Annotated in this window: 15 protein-coding genes and 1 other annotated feature; of the genes, 1 reads left to right on the top strand and 14 read right to left on the bottom strand. The window is 37.4% G+C overall.

What is annotated here, in order from left to right; all coding sequences use genetic code 11:
* Window positions 1-43: 43 nt before the first annotated feature.
* Window positions 44-1,315 (top strand): ATP-binding protein, encoded by a 1,272-nt coding sequence (locus ACFSO7_RS05615; protein WP_377876072.1) that lies wholly within the window; start codon window positions 44-46, stop codon window positions 1,313-1,315.
* Between the two features lie 53 nt (window positions 1,316-1,368).
* Here ACFSO7_RS05615 and pyrE read toward each other — a convergent pair whose 3' ends face one another.
* From pyrE to ileS, 14 genes are all read right to left on the bottom strand, one after another.
* The gene (pyrE, locus tag ACFSO7_RS05610) at window positions 1,369-2,001 is read right to left on the bottom strand and encodes an orotate phosphoribosyltransferase (protein ID WP_377876071.1); all 633 of its coding nucleotides are present in this window, start codon (window positions 1,999-2,001) and stop codon (window positions 1,369-1,371) included.
* On the bottom strand, window positions 1,998-2,714 hold the full coding sequence (gene pyrF / locus ACFSO7_RS05605) for an orotidine-5'-phosphate decarboxylase (RefSeq protein ID WP_377876069.1): 717 nt from the start codon (window positions 2,712-2,714) through the stop codon (window positions 1,998-2,000). The genes pyrE and pyrF overlap by 4 nt, the downstream gene beginning before the upstream one ends.
* A gap of 1 nt (window position 2,715) precedes the next feature.
* Entirely contained in the window at window positions 2,716-3,627 is a 912-nt protein-coding gene (locus tag ACFSO7_RS05600; protein ID WP_377876067.1) for a dihydroorotate dehydrogenase, read from the bottom strand.
* A complete protein-coding gene (locus ACFSO7_RS05595) occupies window positions 3,624-4,403 on the bottom strand; it encodes a dihydroorotate dehydrogenase electron transfer subunit (RefSeq protein ID WP_377876065.1) in 780 nt (259 codons plus the stop codon). Before ACFSO7_RS05595 ends, ACFSO7_RS05600 begins: the two co-directional genes overlap by 4 nt.
* Window positions 4,400-7,612 (bottom strand): carbamoyl-phosphate synthase large subunit, encoded by a 3,213-nt coding sequence (carB, locus tag ACFSO7_RS05590; RefSeq protein WP_377876063.1) that lies wholly within the window; start codon window positions 7,610-7,612, stop codon window positions 4,400-4,402. Before carB ends, ACFSO7_RS05595 begins: the two co-directional genes overlap by 4 nt.
* Window positions 7,591-8,697 carry a carbamoyl phosphate synthase small subunit gene (locus ACFSO7_RS05585; protein ID WP_377876061.1) on the bottom strand — a complete coding sequence of 369 codons (1,107 nt, stop codon included), beginning with the start codon at window positions 8,695-8,697 and terminating at the stop codon, window positions 7,591-7,593. The genes carB and ACFSO7_RS05585 overlap by 22 nt, the downstream gene beginning before the upstream one ends.
* Complete coding sequence (locus ACFSO7_RS05580; RefSeq protein ID WP_377876059.1) at window positions 8,694-9,971, bottom strand: dihydroorotase; 1,278 nt, start codon at window positions 9,969-9,971, stop codon at window positions 8,694-8,696. The genes ACFSO7_RS05585 and ACFSO7_RS05580 overlap by 4 nt, the downstream gene beginning before the upstream one ends.
* Window positions 9,937-10,872 (bottom strand): aspartate carbamoyltransferase catalytic subunit, encoded by a 936-nt coding sequence (locus ACFSO7_RS05575; protein WP_377876057.1) that lies wholly within the window; start codon window positions 10,870-10,872, stop codon window positions 9,937-9,939. Before ACFSO7_RS05575 ends, ACFSO7_RS05580 begins: the two co-directional genes overlap by 35 nt.
* Window positions 10,873-11,034: 162 nt before the next feature.
* A complete protein-coding gene (locus tag ACFSO7_RS05570) occupies window positions 11,035-12,342 on the bottom strand; it encodes a solute carrier family 23 protein (RefSeq protein ID WP_377876056.1) in 1,308 nt (435 codons plus the stop codon).
* Window positions 12,343-12,491: 149 nt separating this feature from the next.
* Window positions 12,492-13,034, bottom strand: coding sequence for a bifunctional pyr operon transcriptional regulator/uracil phosphoribosyltransferase PyrR (pyrR, locus tag ACFSO7_RS05565; protein ID WP_377876054.1), 543 nt, complete (start codon window positions 13,032-13,034; stop codon window positions 12,492-12,494).
* Between the two features lie 205 nt (window positions 13,035-13,239).
* Entirely contained in the window at window positions 13,240-14,151 is a 912-nt protein-coding gene (locus ACFSO7_RS05560; protein ID WP_377876052.1) for an RluA family pseudouridine synthase, read from the bottom strand.
* Window positions 14,152-14,156: 5 nt separating this feature from the next.
* Entirely contained in the window at window positions 14,157-14,618 is a 462-nt protein-coding gene (gene lspA / locus ACFSO7_RS05555; protein WP_377876050.1) for a signal peptidase II, read from the bottom strand.
* A gap of 77 nt (window positions 14,619-14,695) precedes the next feature.
* Window positions 14,696-14,986 (bottom strand): TraR/DksA family transcriptional regulator, encoded by a 291-nt coding sequence (locus ACFSO7_RS05550; protein ID WP_377876049.1) that lies wholly within the window; start codon window positions 14,984-14,986, stop codon window positions 14,696-14,698.
* Window positions 14,987-15,322: 336 nt separating this feature from the next.
* On the bottom strand, window positions 15,323-18,094 hold the full coding sequence (ileS, locus tag ACFSO7_RS05545) for an isoleucine--tRNA ligase (protein WP_377876048.1): 2,772 nt from the start codon (window positions 18,092-18,094) through the stop codon (window positions 15,323-15,325).
* Between the two features lie 100 nt (window positions 18,095-18,194).
* Window positions 18,195-18,427, bottom strand: a binding site (T-box leader).
* Window positions 18,428-18,454: the final 27 nt, after the last annotated feature.

The raw sequence follows: 18,454 nt of genomic DNA, 5'->3' as shown, positions 1-18,454 counted from the left end.
TACCTGTAAACTTTCTCTAATAGCCCTTTGGAAGGTGAGACCTTTGGAAATAACGAAACATCTTCTTTCAAATCTTTCTTTATTAATCTTTTTCCTTTTTTTTAGTTTAGTATTAGCGGATCGGAACAAGAAAGCGACCATTTCAAAGTATCCTTTTATTATTCTAATCATTGTTTTGATATGGACATGCATCCAATTCTCGTATTCTAGTAGTCCATCCTTACATTTTGACTTACGATTAATTCCTTATGTTGTTGGAGGCCTATATCTAGGATTAGCTCCTTTTCTATCATTGGTTGTAGTAGTAATTAGATCTTTCTATGGGATTAATACTGGTTTCTTTCTCACTTTAGGACTTTATGTTACTTATGCCATTCTTTTTTGGAGAATGTATCCTTGGTTTATACGCCAAACCACAAATAAACGAATCACTTATTCAATTTTAATTGGTATACTATTCTCAATGATGACTGCAACGGCCATACAAATAGCGATACCAATTAAGAATTGGTTTGACCTATACTTTGCTTATCTCATTGTTCCAGCTCTAGGAATTGGAATTGTTTCATATGGTATCGAGTTTTTCCAAAGAAATTTAAAAATGAGAAGTCAGCTAATTAAAACCGAAAAGCTACAGGCAGTTGAACAAATGGGAGCCGCCATTTCCCATGAAATACGAAATCCATTAACCGCAGCGATAGGCTTTGTTCAATTACTTCAAGATGGATATTTAACAAGAAAACAACAAGATGATTATCTTGCCATTGTTAAAGAAGAACTTAAGGCTGCTGAGAGAGTTATACAAGATTATTTGACTTTTGCAAAGCCTTCGCTCGTACATAATGAAAATCTCAATGTTAAGAAAGAGCTACAGCAGGTCATTTCAATTTTACAACCAATGGCTAATCAAAACTCTGTCCAAATTACAACTGATTTTTCAGTGGTTGGCTTTATACAAGGTGATAGGCAAAAATTTCGTCAAGTTTTTATTAATGTTTGTAAAAATGCTGTTGAATCTATGCCAAACGGTGGATATTTAAATATCAGTACGGAATTCACTCGAAATTGTATATCCATTTATATAAAGGATACTGGAATTGGAATGTCTAAAGATCAGCTTGACCGATTAGGAGAACCTTATTATTCAACAAAAGGTTCTGGTGGAACTGGTCTTGGAATGATGGTAGTTTACAGTATTGTTCGTGCGATGAAGGGGTCAATTAAAGTGGAAAGTGAAGTAGGAGTTGGGACCACCTTTCTCTTTAAATTCCCTACAAATAAAGATTCTAGTGAAATTAGTGCTGAAGAAAATTAATAAGAATTTGTTAATGAATAAACCTCGGGTATCATACCCGAGGTTCATTCATATTAGGAAAATTGTTTAGCCCATTCCTGCGGATCTTTCTTCCACTCTAATAAACTATCAAGCTCTGCCTTTTGGATGTACCCTTTTTCTTCTGCAACATCCACTAATGTGGTTAAGTCACTGAGTGAGACAGATGAAATTTCTTCTAAACGTAAATTTTGTTCGGCTTTTTCAAGTTCATAAGTAAAGATCGAAACGACTCCCAATACTTCACAACCTGCTCCCCTTAATGCCTGAACAGTGGTTATTGCACTTCCTCCAGTAGAGATTAAATCTTCTACTACTACGACCTTTTGTCCTTTAAGCGCTTGTCCTTCGATTTGCTTACCCGCACCGTGTGCTTTCGCTTTAGAGCGCACATAATTCATTGGCAAATTAAGACGTTCACTTACCAAAGCCGCATGTGGAATTCCCGCTGTTGCTGTACCTGATATACACTCAACTCCAGGAAAATTCTCTCTAATAAGAGAGGCTAATCCTTCCGCTATCGTACCTCTAATCTCTGGAAAACCAATGGTAGAACGGTTATCACAATAGATAGGGGATTTTAATCCAGAAGACCATGTAAAAGGCTCATTTGGATTTAATGAAACGGCTTGAATCTCTAATAACTTTTCTGCGATTTCTCTTTTCATGCTGTTACGCCTCTCCAATCATTTAAAATTTGCTTATAACTTTGTAACGGATTTACTGCTTGTGTAATCGCTCTACCCACTACAATTGCTGATACGCCAATACTTTGAGCAAATTCAGGAGTAGCCACCCTTTTTTGATCTTGTACTTCTGAATGTGCGGGCCTAATTCCAGGGCAAATCGTTAAAAATTCTGTCCCAAGGTTCTCATGAATTTTTAACGATTCATTAACAGAGCAAACGACCCCGTCCAAACCAGCTAACTTTGATAATGACGCATAATGAAGAACAGATTCCTCTAATGTAGTTTTAATCAGTTGCTCTTTTACCATTTGTTCTTCTGAAGTACTTGTAAGCTGGGTAACAGCGATACAAAAAGGTCTATGTGAGCCAGAATTCTTACCTGCTTCAAGTCCTTCACGTGCAGCTTTCATCATTTCAAAACCACCTGCTGCATGCACATTGACAAGATCGCAGCCTAGAGAGGAAATTCCCTTCATAGCTTGGAAAACTGTATTCGGAATATCATGAAGCTTTAAATCAAGGAATACTTGATGACCTTTTTCCTTTAAATAAGTTACGATACTTGGTCCTTCTTGATAAAACAACTCCATTCCCACTTTCAAGAAAAGCTGTTCACCTTGAAACGGCTCTAAAAAACGAGTAACCTTATCTTTCGACGAAAAATCAAGCGCGATAATTAACGAGTTTCTCATATTAACTCCAGCTCCTCCCCGTACATTCAGAAATATGGTCAAATCTTAATTTTTCAAGCAATATTGGAAGCTCTTCAATTATTTTTGGACATATAAATGGATCGACGAAATTTGCTGTTCCGACCGCAACGGCACTTGCTCCAGCATAAAAGTACTCAATGACATCTTCAGCTGTTTGAACTCCACCCATTCCAATAATAGGTAAAGAAACTTGTTGACTTACTTCATAAATCATCCGAATTGCAACTGGCTTAATCGAAGGACCTGATAAACCACCTGAACGATTAGCTAGGATTGGTTGGCCAGTCTTTAAATCTAATCTCATCCCTAGTAATGTATTGATCATTGTCAAACCATCTGCGCCGCCCTCTTCAACTGCCTTTGCCATTTCTACGATATTGGTCACATTTGGCGATAGCTTCACATAAACAGGTACAGAAGAAACTTCTTTCACTTTTTTTGTTAAATTTTTCGCTACTTCTGGTATCGTTCCAAAAGCAATCCCACCTGTTTTTACATTCGGACAAGATATATTTAACTCTAATGCATGAACATTTGAGGCTTGGGAAATTTGTTTTGCCACTTCCACATAATCTTCTTCTAATGATCCCGCAACATTAGCAATGATCGGAACATTAAATTGATTCAACCATGGAAGTTCTTCCGTTAATACTTTATGAAGTCCAGGATTTTGCAAACCTATTGCATTCAACATTCCGGCAGGTGTTTCTGCCACCCGTGGGGTTGGATTTCCAAACCGCGGTTCTAATGTAGTTGCTTTAATCATAATCGCGCCCAAGCTACTTAAGTCATAAAATTGACTAAACTCTCGACCAAAACCGAAACAACCAGAAGCAGGCATAATTGGATTTTTCAAATGTAATCCCGGTAACTGGATAGTTAATGAACTCATAGCACAACCTCCCCTGCTTGAAAAACTGGGCCATCACTACAAACCTTTTTATATGAATAACCTGTTGGATCATCGGCTGTATGACAAACACATGCAAAGCAAGCACCGATTCCACAACCCATGCGCTCTTCTAATGAAAGATACACCTTTTTATTAGGAAATCCTGCCTCTAGTGCTTTTAACATTGGTGTTGGTCCACATGAGTACATCGTATCAAAATCCCAATTATAGCGATTGATTATATCAGTTACAAAACCTTGATAACCGTAAGTCCCATCAACCGTAACTATATATGTTTCACCCAATGATGAAAAATCATCTTCTCCAAAAACAACACTCTCGGTCTGGAAACCTAAAACATGAATGACGTTGACCCCTTTTGCCGTTAATTGTTTAGAGAGCTCAAGTAAAGGAGGGACTCCTATTCCGCCACCAACAAGTAAAGCAGTGTTTCCTGTATTGGATTCGTGTACAGGAAAGCCATTTCCTAGTGGCCCTAAAACATTTACAGACATACCAGGAATCTTTTCTGATAATTTTGATGTTCCTATTCCTTCTTTACGATAGATCATCGTAAATTGTTTATTCAACTGATCGATACTCGAAATACTAATCGGCCTTCTTAAAATTGGGTCGACGCCATCTCCAACTTTTAAATGAACAAATTGTCCAGGTATCTGCATTTCATCTACAAGCTCACCTTGTAAGGTGAGCTTATAGATGGAATCTGCTATTTCTTTTTGTTCTATTACAAGACAATTTTCTTGTTTGATCATACGAGGATAGCCTCCTTAGAAGCAGATGTACCGGCCATCGCCTCTGTTGAAAAGGTCATTGATTCTATTACTTTTAATATGGCATCGGCAGTATCTAGTGAAGTTAAACAAGCAATTCCATTTTCAACTGATTCCCTGCGAATTTTAAAGCCATCACGCTCTGGCTGTTTTCCTCTAGTCAATGTGTTAATAATGAGTTGGACTTCCCCTTTACGAATGACATCAATTAAAGTCACTCCTTCTGAACCTATTTTCTCAACAACATCCACTTGAACTCCGCCATTTTTCATAAATTCAGCCGTTCCGCTTGTTGCTACAATTTGATAACCAATCGCGGCAAATCGTTTTGCTAGTGAGAGTGCTTCTTCCTTATCTTTATCAGAGACTGTAAAAAGCACCGTTCCGAACTTTTGGATTTTCATTTTTGCAGCAATTAAGCCCTTGTATAAAGCTTTTTCGAGTGTTAAATCTTTCCCCATTACTTCACCTGTTGATTTCATTTCTGGTCCAAGTGTAATATCCACTCGGCGAAGTTTTTCAAATGAGAATACAGGAACCTTCACATAAACGCCTGTTTTTTCTGGGACTAATCCAGGTGTATATCCTTGTTCTATTAATGATTGCCCTAGAATGATTTTCGTTGCAATTTTAGCCATCGGTACATTCGTAATTTTACTTAAAAATGGTACTGTACGACTTGAACGTGGGTTAACTTCAATTACATAAACTTCGTCGTTACTTACAACATATTGGATATTTAATAGACCAATAATATTTAATCCTTTTGCTAACTTTTGCGTATAATCGATTAGCTTCTCCTTAACAGATGACGATAATGTTTGTGGTGGATACACCGCGATCGAATCACCTGAGTGTACTCCTGCTCGCTCAATATGCTCCATGATCCCCGGGATTAATACGTTTTTCCCATCAGAAATCGCATCCACTTCAATTTCTTTTCCAGTTAAATAACGATCAATTAAGACTGGATGCTCCGAATTAATTTTCACTGCATTCTCCATATAGTGGATTAATTCCTTTTCTTGATAGACGATTTCCATTGCTCTGCCGCCAAGTACATAGGAAGGGCGTACAAGTACTGGATAACCGATGTTTGTTGCAATGTTTACCGCTTCTTCAACAGAAAGGGCTGTTTTTCCAAGAGGTTGTGGGATATCCATTTGTACAAGAGCTTGCTCAAATTTATCACGATTTTCGGCTCTATCTAAATCTTCTAAACTCGTTCCTAAAATTTTTACTCCTCTTTCAACTAATGCTGCTGCAAGATTTATAGCTGTTTGCCCACCAAACTGTACAACTACACCTTCCGGTTGTTCCAGGTCGATTATATGCATCACATCTTCAATCGTTAATGGCTCGAAATACAGCTTATCAGAAATACTAAAATCGGTAGAAACCGTTTCAGGATTGCTGTTAATAATAATCGCTTCATAGCCAGCTTCTTTAATCGCCCAAACAGAGTGTACTGTTGCATAATCAAATTCTATACCTTGGCCGATTCGAATCGGTCCAGAACCTAATACTAGTACGCTTTTTTTATCAGTGACAATAGACTCATTTTCTTCTTCATATGTTCCATAAAAATATGGTGTTTCAGATTCAAACTCTGCCGCACAAGTATCAACCATTTTATAGACTGGGATAATACCTTTTTCTTTTCTCCAAGAATAAATTTCGATGGCCGTTGTCTTCCAAAGTTTTGCTAGAATTACATCAGAAAAGCCTTTTTCTTTTGCCATTTTTCCATAGTCGTTATTAAATGGATTTTTTGCTAGCTCATTTTCAAAGAAAAGGATTCCTTCGATTTTCTTTAGGAAGAAGAGATCAATTTGACTCCACTCATGAATGGTATCAATACTTACTCCTCTTTTTATGGCTTCAGCAATATAGAATAGTCTTTCATCGCCTGGTTTGCGTATTCTTCTTTCGATCGTTTCATGATCAATTTGAACTGCATCATTAAGTTCTAAATGATAAATATTAGATTCTAATGAACGAACTGCCTTTAATAATGATTCTTCAAACGTTCTACCAATAGCCATGACTTCGCCAGTTGCTTTCATTTGTGTTCCAAGGGAGCGATTCGCTGATTCAAATTTATCAAATGGCCATCTAGGAATTTTTGTCACGATATAATCTAATGCTGGTTCAAAGCTCGCATAAGTTTTTCCAGTAACTGGGTTCATCATTTCATCAAGTGTTAATCCTACAGCAATTTTTGCTGCTAGCTTTGCAATCGGATATCCCGTCGCTTTTGATGCTAAAGCAGACGATCGGCTTACACGTGGATTAACCTCAATGATATAGTAATGGAAGCTATAAGGATCTAGAGCAAGCTGAACATTACATCCACCTTCAATCTTTAGGGCACGAATGATTTTTAGAGATACATTTCGTAACAATTGATATTCACGATCACTTAATGTTTGGCTCGGTGCTACGACAATCGAATCCCCAGTATGTACACCAACGGGATCAAAGTTTTCCATATTACAAACAACAATTGCATTATCATTGGAATCTCGCATAACCTCGTATTCAATTTCTTTAAAGCCTGCTATACTTCTTTCCAACAAACATTGCCCGACTGGACTATTTTTAATCCCACTAGAGACAATTTCGATAAGGTCTTGTTCATTATGACAAATACCGCCTCCAGTTCCCCCAAGAGTAAAGGCAGGACGAACAATCACTGGGTAGCCAACCTGATCGACAAACTTGAACGATTCCTCTAAATTATGAACGATCTCACTCTCTGGCACAGGCTCACCTAGCTCATTCATTAAATCCTTAAATAACTCACGATCCTCTGCTTGTTGAATCGCCGAAAGCTTTGTGCCTAAAATTTCGACTCCGCATTCTTTTAAGATTCCTGACTCCGCTAATTCTACAGCTAAGTTCAATCCCGTTTGCCCACCAAGTGTAGCGAGGATGGCATCTGGACGCTCTTTTCGAATGATTCGACTAACGAATTCCAATGTAAGTGGCTCAATATAAACGACATCAGCCATTTCTGTATCCGTCATAATCGTTGCAGGATTAGAATTGACTAGGATTACTTTATAGCCCTCTTCCTTTAAAGCAATACAGGCTTGTGTTCCAGCATAATCAAACTCTGCTGCTTGACCTATGATAATGGGACCTGATCCAATGACTAAAATTGAATTTATATCTGTACGTTTTGGCATGCTGAAACCCCTTCCTGTTTTTCCGTTTTAACCATTTGTAAAAATTGATCGAATAAGCCGTTTGCGTCTTCAGGTCCAGGTGAAGCTTCTGGATGGTATTGAACCGTAAATGCAGGATATTCCTTATGTCTTAATCCTTCAACTGTTCCATCGTTCAAAGCGATATGTGTAATTTCTAATGGAGTTGAAATGATCGAAGCTTCCTCGACTGTATAGCCATGATTTTGTGAAGTAATTGCAATTCTACCTGTCTGTAAATCTTTTACTGGATGGTTCGAGCCACGGTGACCGAATTTCAATCGATTTGTATCAGCACCACAAGCTAAAGCAAATAATTGATGCCCTAAACAGATTCCAAACATTGGAACCTTACCAAGAATTCCTTTGATCATTTCGATTGCTTCCGGAACATCCTTTGGATCTCCAGGTCCGTTTGAAAGCATAATTCCGTCTGGTCGAAGCTGTAATATTTCCGTTGCTGTTGTGTTATAAGGCACGACGATTACGTCACAATCACGTTTGTTTAATTCTCTCAAAATGCCATGCTTCATCCCGAAATCAACAAGGACAATCCGATCTCCTCTACCTGGACTTGGGTAGGCTGTTTTCGTAGAGACTTGTTTTACTTGATCGATTGGTAAATCATTGTGACGAAGCTTTGCAATCACTTCTTCTACGTTTTCATCAATACTACAAATAGCCCCTTTAAGCGTGCCGTACTGACGGATAATTCTTGTTAATTTTCTTGTATCAATTCCTGATATTGCAGGAATGTTTCTCAGCTTAAAATACTCATCAAGTGTCCATTCGTTTCGCCAATTAGAAGGAAAATCCGCTACTTCCTTTACGATAAAGCCACTAATTGCTGGAATAATCGATTCAAAATCATCACGGTTTATCCCATAATTCCCCACTAATGGGTAGGTTAGTGTGACGATTTGACCACAATAGGATGGGTCAGACAGAATTTCCTGATAACCAGTCATTCCTGTATTAAAAACAACCTCACCGAATTTATCAATTTCACTCCCGAAACCATTTCCAATAAAGATTGTTCCATCTTCTAAAATTAATTGACGTCTCATACTTCCACCCTTTCATTTTTCCAGACAATTTTTCCATCGACCATAGTCATAACTGGCCAACCTTGACATTTCCATCCAGTAAATGGAGTATTCTTTCCTTTGGAGAGAAATTCATCTGGATTGATCTCATCCACTTGTTCTAAATTAAGGAAGGTAATGTCAGCAGGTGCTCCAGCTTCCAGTTTTCCATAAGGAAGGTTAAAAGCTTGTGCTGGTTTCTTCGTTAAAAACTCGATTAATTGTTGTAAAGTAATAACATCCTTTTTTACTAGATTCGTATATAACAACGGAAAGGCGGTTTCTAAGCCAACAATTCCAAAAGGAGCAAGCTCCATACCTTCTAATTTTTCCTCATGTGTATGTGGAGCATGATCGGTTGCAATAAAATCAATTGTTCCGTCTAAAAGGCCTTCGATTAAAGCAAGTCTATCCTCTTCACCACGTAATGGTGGATTCATTTTGAAATTGGCGTCTAATGATGAGATATCTTTCTCACTTAGTAGTAAGTGATGTGGTGTGACCTCTGCTGTGACGTTGATTCCTGCACGTTTAGCATCACGAACAACCCTTACTGATTCCTTTGTGCTAATATGACAAACATGGTAATGGCAGCCAGATGCTTCCGCTAATAACACGTCTCTGGCAATGTGGATGGATTCACAAACGGAAGGGATTCCTCTTAATCCATTCTGTTCTGAAAAAATCCCCTCATGTACGCATCCTTTATTAATTAATGTATTATCCTCACAATGGGCTACAATCGTCATATTCAATTCAGCTGCTTTTTTCATTGCTTCAAGCATCATGCCAGCTGACTGCACGCCCACACCATCATCTGTAAAAGCAAAAGCTCCTGCTTCTTTTAATTCATTGAATTTGGTTAATTCTTGACCTAATTCGCGATAAGTAATGGATGCGTATGGAAGTACACGAACATTTGCTGTTTCTTCTATTCTTTTATTTAGCCATTCAAGTTGATCCGCACTATCTGGAACTGGCCTTGTGTTTGGCATCGCAGCAATCGTTGTAAATCCGCCTTTAGCAGCCGCTTTTGTACCCGTTTCGATCGTTTCCTTTTTTTCTCCACCTGGTTCACGAAGATGGACATGAAGATCAATAAATCCTGGCGATACTAATAATCCTTTTGCATCAATTATTTCCTTGTTATCCTCAGCAATATCCTCAGCAACTGAAGCAATTTTTCCATCTTTGATTAAAATATCCACGACTTTAAGTCCATTATCTGTAAACAGGTTCGCTTTTTTGATTAACATTTTGTTGCCCTCCCCCTTGATTTTCAAGTGCTTTTTTTAAGACTGCCATTCGGACATAAACTCCATTTTCCATTTGTTTAAAAATTCGTGAACGCTCACATTCCACAAGCTCATCGGCAATTTCAACATTTCGGTTAATTGGAGCTGGATGCATGATGATACTTCCTGGCTTCATTTGTTTTTCTCTTTCGACTGTCAGTCCATACCTTTGATGGTAATCTTCTGCTGAAAACATATCCTTTTCGTCATGACGTTCATGTTGAATACGTAGGAGCATTACCACATCCGCACTTTTTACTACCTCGTCAATTGTTTCGTAAGGACATTCATTAACTATTTCTTGATCGAACCAATTTTCAGGACCAGAGAACACCACATTTGCACCTAATCTTATAAGAGTATCAGCATTCGAACGGGCCACGCGACTATGCTTGATATCCCCAACTATTGCTACTTTTAAGCCTTGAAAAGAACCAAACTGCTGTTGAATGGTGAATAAATCAAGTAAAGATTGTGTTGGATGATGCCCACAGCCATCGCCGCCGTTTATTATAGGTATCTTAATATTTTTAATTAATTCATCATAATAGCGTTCTTTTTCATGTCGAATGATGACTGCGTTTACCCCGATCGATTCTAATGTTTTAACTGTATCGTAAAGGGTTTCACCTTTTAACACACTTGAAGAATTCGTTTCAAATGGAATAACCGATAAACCAAGCCTTCTTTCTGCCACTTCAAAGCTACATTTCGTCCTCGTACTAGGCTCAAAAAATAGATTAGCAACAAACGTCTGATTTTCTGGACTCCAATGCTCTCCTTCAGAAAATCTTTTTGCTGATTCTAAAATGCCAATAATTTCTTCAATGGTTAGTTCCGAAGTGGTAAAAAGATGGTTCATACGTTTCTCCCCTTATCTATTTTTATAAAAAAACACCCTGAACCATATCGTTCAGGGTGTTTAAGCCAGTTTTAAGAAAGGAGTGAAAATATCCCCTTAAATAAAATGGCAAGTTCATGCAAACACCCTTTTAAGCCTCTCTGGACTTGATTTAAAAGGTTATTACGCTACTTGATCTTCTTTATTTATTTCTTCATCGAATAAATTATCTTTCACTGGTTCTCTGCCAGGTAAAATTAAGTTTAAAATGACTCCACAAATGGCTGCTAGTGCCATGCCTTGGATTTGTAATTCATCAGATACTTTAATAAAGGCACCACCGATTCCAATCACGAGTATGACTGAAGAAATTACTAAGTTTCGTTTATCGCCAAAATCAATTTTATTATCTACTAACATTCGTAACCCTGAAGAAGCAATAATTCCGAATAGAAGGATCGAAACGCCTCCCATTACCGCAGTTGGTATAGTACCGATAAGAGCTGTAATTTTCCCTACGAATCCGAAAACCGTTGCTAAAACTGCTGCTCCAAAAATGACATACACACTATAAACTCTTGTGATTGCTAGAACACCGATATTTTCACCGTAAGTTGTCTTTGGTGGACCACCTATTAATCCTGAAATCATTGTCGCCATTCCATCTCCTAAAATAGAACGATGCAAACCAGGATTTTTAATATAATCTCTACCAACTACTTTACTTAATACTAGCTGATGACCGATATGCTCAGACAAAGTAACTACCGCAACGGGAACCATTAATAGAACAATCTTCCAAGAAAACTTGATCGAATAATCAACTCCTGGTATTAAGAAGTCAGGCATTTGAAACCATTTTGCTTCCTTTACTGGAGTAAAATCGACAACCCCAACTGCAAGTGCATACAAATATCCAATAATTATTCCAAACAAGATTGGGATTAAACTCATAATCCCTTTAAAGAAGATCGAGCAGATAATCGTAGCAGCTAAAGTCACTAATGCTATCGAAAAAAGTAACAAGCTATATTCATGTGTAACTTGATCATTCATAGCCATGTCAACCGCCACTCCTGAGATAGCCAATCCAATTACGATGATAACTGGTCCAACGACAATTGGTGGAAGAAGATTCATGATCCAACGGTAACCTACACCTTTTATCATTAAGGCAACTACACCGTAAACAAGTCCAGCTAAGAAGGTTCCCATCATCGCGGCACCTGGACCACCTGCAGCTTTGGCAGCTATGACTGGTGCAATAAATGCGAAGGAAGAACCAAGATAAGCCGGTACTTGCCATTTCGTTACGATTAAGAAGGCAATCGTACCAAGACCACTTGAAATTAGAGCAATCGCAGGGCTTAAACCTACTAAATATGGTACAAGAATGGTTGCTCCAAACATGGCGAATAAGTGTTGTAAACTTAAAGATAACCATTGAAATTTATTTGGCACATCATTTACATCTAATATTGGTTTACTCATTTTCATTTCTCCTCAGTCTTAGTTTTCTCCATAATAAAACCCTCTTGCAATAAGTAGGCGCAAAGAGGGTAGGAAAAGGCAAAAGAGTTTGATCTTTTGTCTTTACCCCTTCGACAGCCTCACAGGACTTCATTTAAAGGGTGTGCTATTTATTTATCAAAAATACTAACTTGTTCGATTTCATCTATTTCATTCAATTCAACGACTATTTTTTCATCACTAGAGGTCGGAATGTTTTTACCAACATAGTCTGCACGAATTGGTAATTCACGATGACCTCTATCAACTAAAACCGCTAATTGTATCGCTGAAGGTCTTCCTATATCCATCAAGGCATCCATTGCCGCCCTTACTGTTCTGCCAGTGTATAATACATCATCTACGAGAATAACCTTTTGGTTTGTAATCTCAAATGGGATGTCCGATCCTTTTACAAGTGGCTCATTGTCGTTAGTCTTTTTAGTTAAATCATCTCGATATAAGGTAATATCTATTTCGCCGAAGCTAATTTCTTTTTCTTCAATTTGAGCGATTTTTTCTGCAAGACGTTTAGCGATAGGAATCCCTCTTGTCTTAATGCCTACTAGTACACAATTTTCAATCCCTTTATTTTTTTCAATAATCTCATGGGCTATTCGTGTTAGAGCACGTCTGATTGCCTGCTCATCTAAAACAACTGCTTTTTTAGTCATTCTTTTCACCTTCTTCCATTTTTATTGGAAACGGGTTTGTATTCGACAAAAAACCCTCTCACCGGTTGATGAGAGGGTAAACGAGTCACAATTAAATCGGGATAATCTATCCCTAAATTAATATCCGTTTCCTTCTCAGCCTCACGGGACTGATTTAAAGGACTTATTTAACTAATCATTATCTTATAGAAAGACTCGAATTTTGTCAATGATTTTTTCTTAGTTCATCTAGAAGTTCCTCAAACGGTTGAGGTAGTGGAGCTTCAAATTCTAAATACTCTCCTGTACGTGGATGTTTAAAACCTAATAGACCAGCATGTAGAGCTTGTCCCTCTAACTCTAATGTTTTTCTTGGACCATATTTAGGATCACCAGCAAGCGGATAGCCAATATACTTCATGTGTACACGAATCTGATGAGTTCTCCCAGTTTCAAGTTGACACTCCACAAACGTAAATTCCTTAAATCTTTCCAATACATGAAAGTGGGTGACCGCTGTTTTTCCATTATCTACGACAGTCATACTTTGACGATCTTTCGTGTCACGCCCAATCGGTGCATCAATTGTTCCGAAATCATGAGGAATATGGCCATGAACAACAGCTTTATATTTTCTTGTTACCGTTTTAGCTACTAATTGATTCACAAGACTTTCATGAGCTAAATCATTTTTAGCGACCATTAATAGTCCTGATGTGTCTTTATCGATTCGATGAACGATACCAGGTCTCAATACCCCATTAATACCCGATAAATCCTTACAATGAGCCATTAATCCATTTACCAATGTCCCCGTTGTATGCCCAGGCGCAGGATGAACAACCATCCCCTTTGGCTTATTTACGACTAGTACATCTTGATCCTCATAATAAATATCTAAATTCATCTCTTCTGGTAACACATCAAGCACTTCAGGCTCAGGGATCAAAATTTCGATTGAATCGTTTAAACTACATTTATAATTCGTTTTTACCTTTTGGCCATTTACTAGCACATGACCATCTTTTATCCATTGCTGAACTTGAGTTCTAGACCATTCAGCGTTTAAACTACTTAATACTTTATCAATTCGATCTTGTTTTTGATCTTCTTGGATGATGTGTTCTAACTTTTCCATTCATTTTACCCCTTCTTAGCTTCTCGCTCTTCTCTTACCATTTGCACCATTAAAAGTCCAACTCCGACACAAAGTGCTGCATCAGCAACATTGAAAACTGGGAAGTCATAATTGAATATATATGTATTGACAAAATCGACAACTTCTTTTCGTAATACACGATCAATAAAGTTCCCTATTGCACCACCAAGCATAAGACCTAATGATATACCAAATAATTTTTTTTCTTTAGCCAGCTTTTGAATATAATAAATAATTCCGATAATCACTACTACAGTTATAATATAAAAAAACCACATTTGCCCCTGTAATATTCCCCAAGCCGCACCACGATTCCTGTGTGAGGTAATATAGAGAAAATCCTCAATAATCGCTATACTTTCTCCAAGTTCCATATTTTTCACAATAAGCCATTTCGTTAATTGGTCCAATAAAATAACAAATAAAGCAATTATGTAATAAAACACTAAGAAACCTCCAAACCTAATTTCAATCGTTCCTTTGCATTTTATCACAATTATAAACCTTACGACAATGATCCCAATTATTTATAGGAGTGCGGTATTTTATAAAAAGCTTTTATTTTTTTAAAATCATTGAATGTCTTCGCAGTAGGAACGAATGATAATAGATCAAACGGGATAAGCTCGCCAGACATTTCACATCTACCGAATTGACCATCTTCAATTTTACAAAGTGTAACCTGAATATCCTTTAATTCTGCTTCAACAAAACATTTAATTCTTTCATCTACCAAATTTCTATCTAATTTACTTTTCATTTCTCGTTCAAAATCACGGAGTTCCTCATAAAGCTTCTTTTCAAAAACTTTCATTCCTAACACCTCCGTAACGATATTAAGAATAGTATTTGTCCCATAGAAAAAAACAACCTGAACAACTATTGGAAAAAGAAAAGCGTAGACGCTTTTGTGAGCCCCGACAAGCAAATGCTTGCCCACACGGAAAGTCGTTCTTTGAACTTTTTGGGTGGCGAACATTTGACCTCGAGGTCGACAAAAGTGAGCGTCCTGTCGCATTGTCGACACTTGTACATCCTGTACGTCGGGGTTAGGACGCTTGCGCTGGACATTTTTAATAACTCAAAAATGTTTTATTTTCTATCTATGCAAAAAAGAGGCTAAACATAAAGTTTAGCCTCCATTTCATGATTAAGATTGAGTAGCGTAATTTTCTTTGATGACTTCCGCACATCTTGTACAAAGTGTTGGATACTCTTCTACCTTTCCAACTTCTGGTGTTACAATCCAACAACGCTCACATGTTTCTCCTTCAGCCTTAGAAATAACAATAGCAGATGTTTCAAGCTTTAGTGCGTTTTCAGGCGCTTCTTCGTAAGTTCCTGCAACTTCAAAGCCAGAAACGATAAAGAGCTGCTGTAAATTTTCGCTAATTGAATTTAGTAATTCCTTTGTCTTGTCATTTACGTACAATGTAACTTTCGCAGTTAAAGACTTTCCAATCACTTTTTCATTTCTCGCTTCTTCAAGTGCTTTTAGAACATCATCACGAAGTTTCAAGAAACTATTCCACTTTTCCTCTAACTCCTTCGCATTTTCTATTTCTTTATATTCAGGCATATCTGTCAACTGTACACTTTCCTCATTGACAGAAGGAATATAACCCCATACTTCATCAGCAGTATGAGACAGGATAGGTGACACGAGCTTTGTTAACGTCATCAAACTTTCATGTAGTACAGTTTGAATTGCCCGACGTTCTGGATGATTTTTTGCCTCAATATATAAAACATCTTTAGCAAAATCAAGATAGAATGCACTTAAATCAAGAGTACAGAAATTATTAATTGCATGGTATATACTAGCGAATTCAAATTTCTCATATGATTCCGTCACATGTTTGATTAGTTTATTTAATTTAACAAGCATGTATCGATCTACTTCACGGAGATTTTCATATGCAATAGCATCTGTTTTAGGATTAAAATCTGCAAGATTTCCTAATAGGAAACGGAAGGTATTACGAATTTTACGGTAAACCTCTGCTACTTGCTTCAGAATAGCATCTGAAACACGCACATCTGCTTGGTAATCTACTGAAGCCACCCAAAGACGTAAAATATCTGCACCCATTTGATCCATTACCTTAGCTGGAATTACTACATTTCCAAGTGATTTACTCATTTTACGTCCTTCACCATCAAGAACAAATCCATGACTTAGAACACCTTTATATGGGGCTTTTCCTGTTACAGCTACACTCGTAGACAAAGATGAGTTAAACCAACCACGATATTGATCAGACCCTTCCAAATATAAATCAGCAGGTCTTTGTAGATCATCTCTTTCTTCCAATACAGATTGATGTGACGAACCTGAATCGAACCAAACATCCATAATATCCGTTTCTTTAGTAAATTTACCATTTGGACTTCCAGGATGAGTAAATCCATTTGGTAATAATTCTTTTGCTTCTTTTTCAAACCAAATATTTGACCCTTGCTCACGGAATAAATTAGAAACATGATTGATTGTTTCATCAGTAATAATTGCTTCTCCATTTTCAGCGAAGAATACAGGAATTGGAACTCCCCAAGCACGTTGACGAGAAATACACCAGTCCCCACGGTCACGAACCATATTAAATAATCTAGTTTCTCCCCATGCAGGTACCCATTTTGTTTCTTCAACGGCTTTTAAAAGCTCTTCTCGAAAATCTTTAATGGAAGCAAACCATTGTGCAGTTGCTCGGAAAATAACAGGTTTTTTTGTTCTCCAATCATGTGGGTAAGAATGAGTAATAAAGGTAAGTTTTAATAAAGCTCCAACTTCTTCAAGCTTTTCGGTAATTGGTTTATTTGCTTCATCGTAAAATAAACCTTCAAACCCAATCGCTTCTTTTGTCATAACGCCTTTGTCATCTACTGGGCATAACACATCTAAACCATATTTTTGTCCGACTTGGAAATCATCTTCCCCATGGCCAGGTGCGGTATGAACACATCCAGTTCCGGCATCGGTTGTAACATGTTCCCCAAGGACAATAATAGATTCTCGATCATATAAAGGGTGCTTACAAACGACATGCTCAGCTTCATTACCACTGAATTTCTTTAATACCTTTGTTTCTTCCCAACCAATTTCCTTTGTAACTGCCTCAAGAAGTTCTTCTGCAACAACAAATTTTTCTCCATTAGCCTCTACGACAACATATTCTAAGTCAGGATGTAGGGAAATGGCAAGGTTTGCTGGAATCGTCCAAGGAGTAGTCGTCCAGATGATCACATTTGTTCCTTCTTCCAATAATCCTTTTCCATTTTCCACCTTGAAACTAACATAAATCGATGCAGAGCGCTTATCCTTATACTCGATCTCGGCTTCTGCTAACGCAGATTCACTAGATGGGGACCAATATACAGGTTTTAAGCCTTTGTAAATATAGCCTTTTTTCGCCATTTCACCAAACACTTTAATTTGCTGCGCCTCGTATTCCGGCTTTAAAGTAATGTATGGATTTTCCCAATCCCCTCTTACACCTAAACGTTTAAATTGAGTTCTTTGATTATCAATTTGCTCATATGCATACTCTTCACAAAGCTTTCTAAATTCTGCAACCGTCATTTCTTTACGCTTAACACCTTTGTTCGTTAGCGCTTGTTCAATTGGTAATCCATGTGTATCCCAACCAGGTACATATGGTGCTTGGTAACCACTCATTGATTTAAAGCGAACGATAAAATCTTTTAAAATTTTATTTAAAGCATGACCGATATGGATATCTCCATTTGCATATGGAGGTCCATCATGTAATACATACAAAGGGCGACCTTTAGTACGGTCTTGAACCTTTCTATAAATATCCGTTTCATACCATTTTTCTTGAATTTCTGGTTCACGCTTCGGTAAATTTCCTCTCATCGGAAATTCTGTTTGCGGCATTAATAAAGTATCTTTAAAATCCATTATTTTTTCCTCCAATATCTTTCAATTGCTTTTGACAATATAACCTTAAGGGAACCAATTCATACTTTTCTAGAAAATAAAAAAAACCTCTCATCCCTAAAAAAGGGACGAGAAGGCTTTTCCCGTGGTACCACCCTAATAGATTAGAAAAACTAATCCACTCTTTCTACATTCGTATCGTGAATTATACGCCTCACTTAATATCCAAATAAATGGATTTCAGATCAGAACTCAAGGGTGATCTTCCATAAACATACTTTAATGGGCTTTCACCTTTCCCATCTCGCTAATAAAGCTTCTTTGAATATGTACTGTCCCTGTCATTGTCAATAAGCAGTAATTAAATTATTCTGTCATTAT

Source organism: Bacillus sp. CGMCC 1.16607 (assembly GCF_042683745.1).
GTDB lineage: Bacteria > Bacillota > Bacilli > Bacillales > Cytobacillaceae > Pseudoneobacillus.
The sequence above is the reverse complement of the archived record's forward strand: the minus strand, read 5'-3'. Positions and strand labels throughout refer to the sequence as shown.

Coding starts and splice junctions, on each gene's coding strand:
- pyrE (WP_377876071.1), bottom strand. CDS start 2,001: ATGAAAAGAGAAATCGCAGAAAAGTTATTAGAGATTCAAGCCGTTTCA.
- pyrF (WP_377876069.1), bottom strand. CDS start 2,714: ATGAGAAACTCGTTAATTATCGCGCTTGATTTTTCGTCGAAAGATAAG.
- ACFSO7_RS05600 (WP_377876067.1), bottom strand. CDS start 3,627: ATGAGTTCATTAACTATCCAGTTACCGGGATTACATTTGAAAAATCCA.
- ACFSO7_RS05595 (WP_377876065.1), bottom strand. CDS start 4,403: ATGATCAAACAAGAAAATTGTCTTGTAATAGAACAAAAAGAAATAGCA.
- carB (WP_377876063.1), bottom strand. CDS start 7,612: ATGCCAAAACGTACAGATATAAATTCAATTTTAGTCATTGGATCAGGT.
- ACFSO7_RS05585 (WP_377876061.1), bottom strand. CDS start 8,697: ATGAGACGTCAATTAATTTTAGAAGATGGAACAATCTTTATTGGAAAT.
- ACFSO7_RS05580 (WP_377876059.1), bottom strand. CDS start 9,971: ATGTTAATCAAAAAAGCGAACCTGTTTACAGATAATGGACTTAAAGTC.
- ACFSO7_RS05575 (WP_377876057.1), bottom strand. CDS start 10,872: ATGAACCATCTTTTTACCACTTCGGAACTAACCATTGAAGAAATTATT.
- ACFSO7_RS05570 (WP_377876056.1), bottom strand. CDS start 12,342: ATGAGTAAACCAATATTAGATGTAAATGATGTGCCAAATAAATTTCAA.
- pyrR (WP_377876054.1), bottom strand. CDS start 13,034: ATGACTAAAAAAGCAGTTGTTTTAGATGAGCAGGCAATCAGACGTGCT.
- ACFSO7_RS05560 (WP_377876052.1), bottom strand. CDS start 14,151: ATGGAAAAGTTAGAACACATCATCCAAGAAGATCAAAAACAAGATCGA.
- ACFSO7_RS05550 (WP_377876049.1), bottom strand. CDS start 14,986: ATGAAAGTTTTTGAAAAGAAGCTTTATGAGGAACTCCGTGATTTTGAA.
- ileS (WP_377876048.1), bottom strand. CDS start 18,094: ATGGATTTTAAAGATACTTTATTAATGCCGCAAACAGAATTTCCGATG.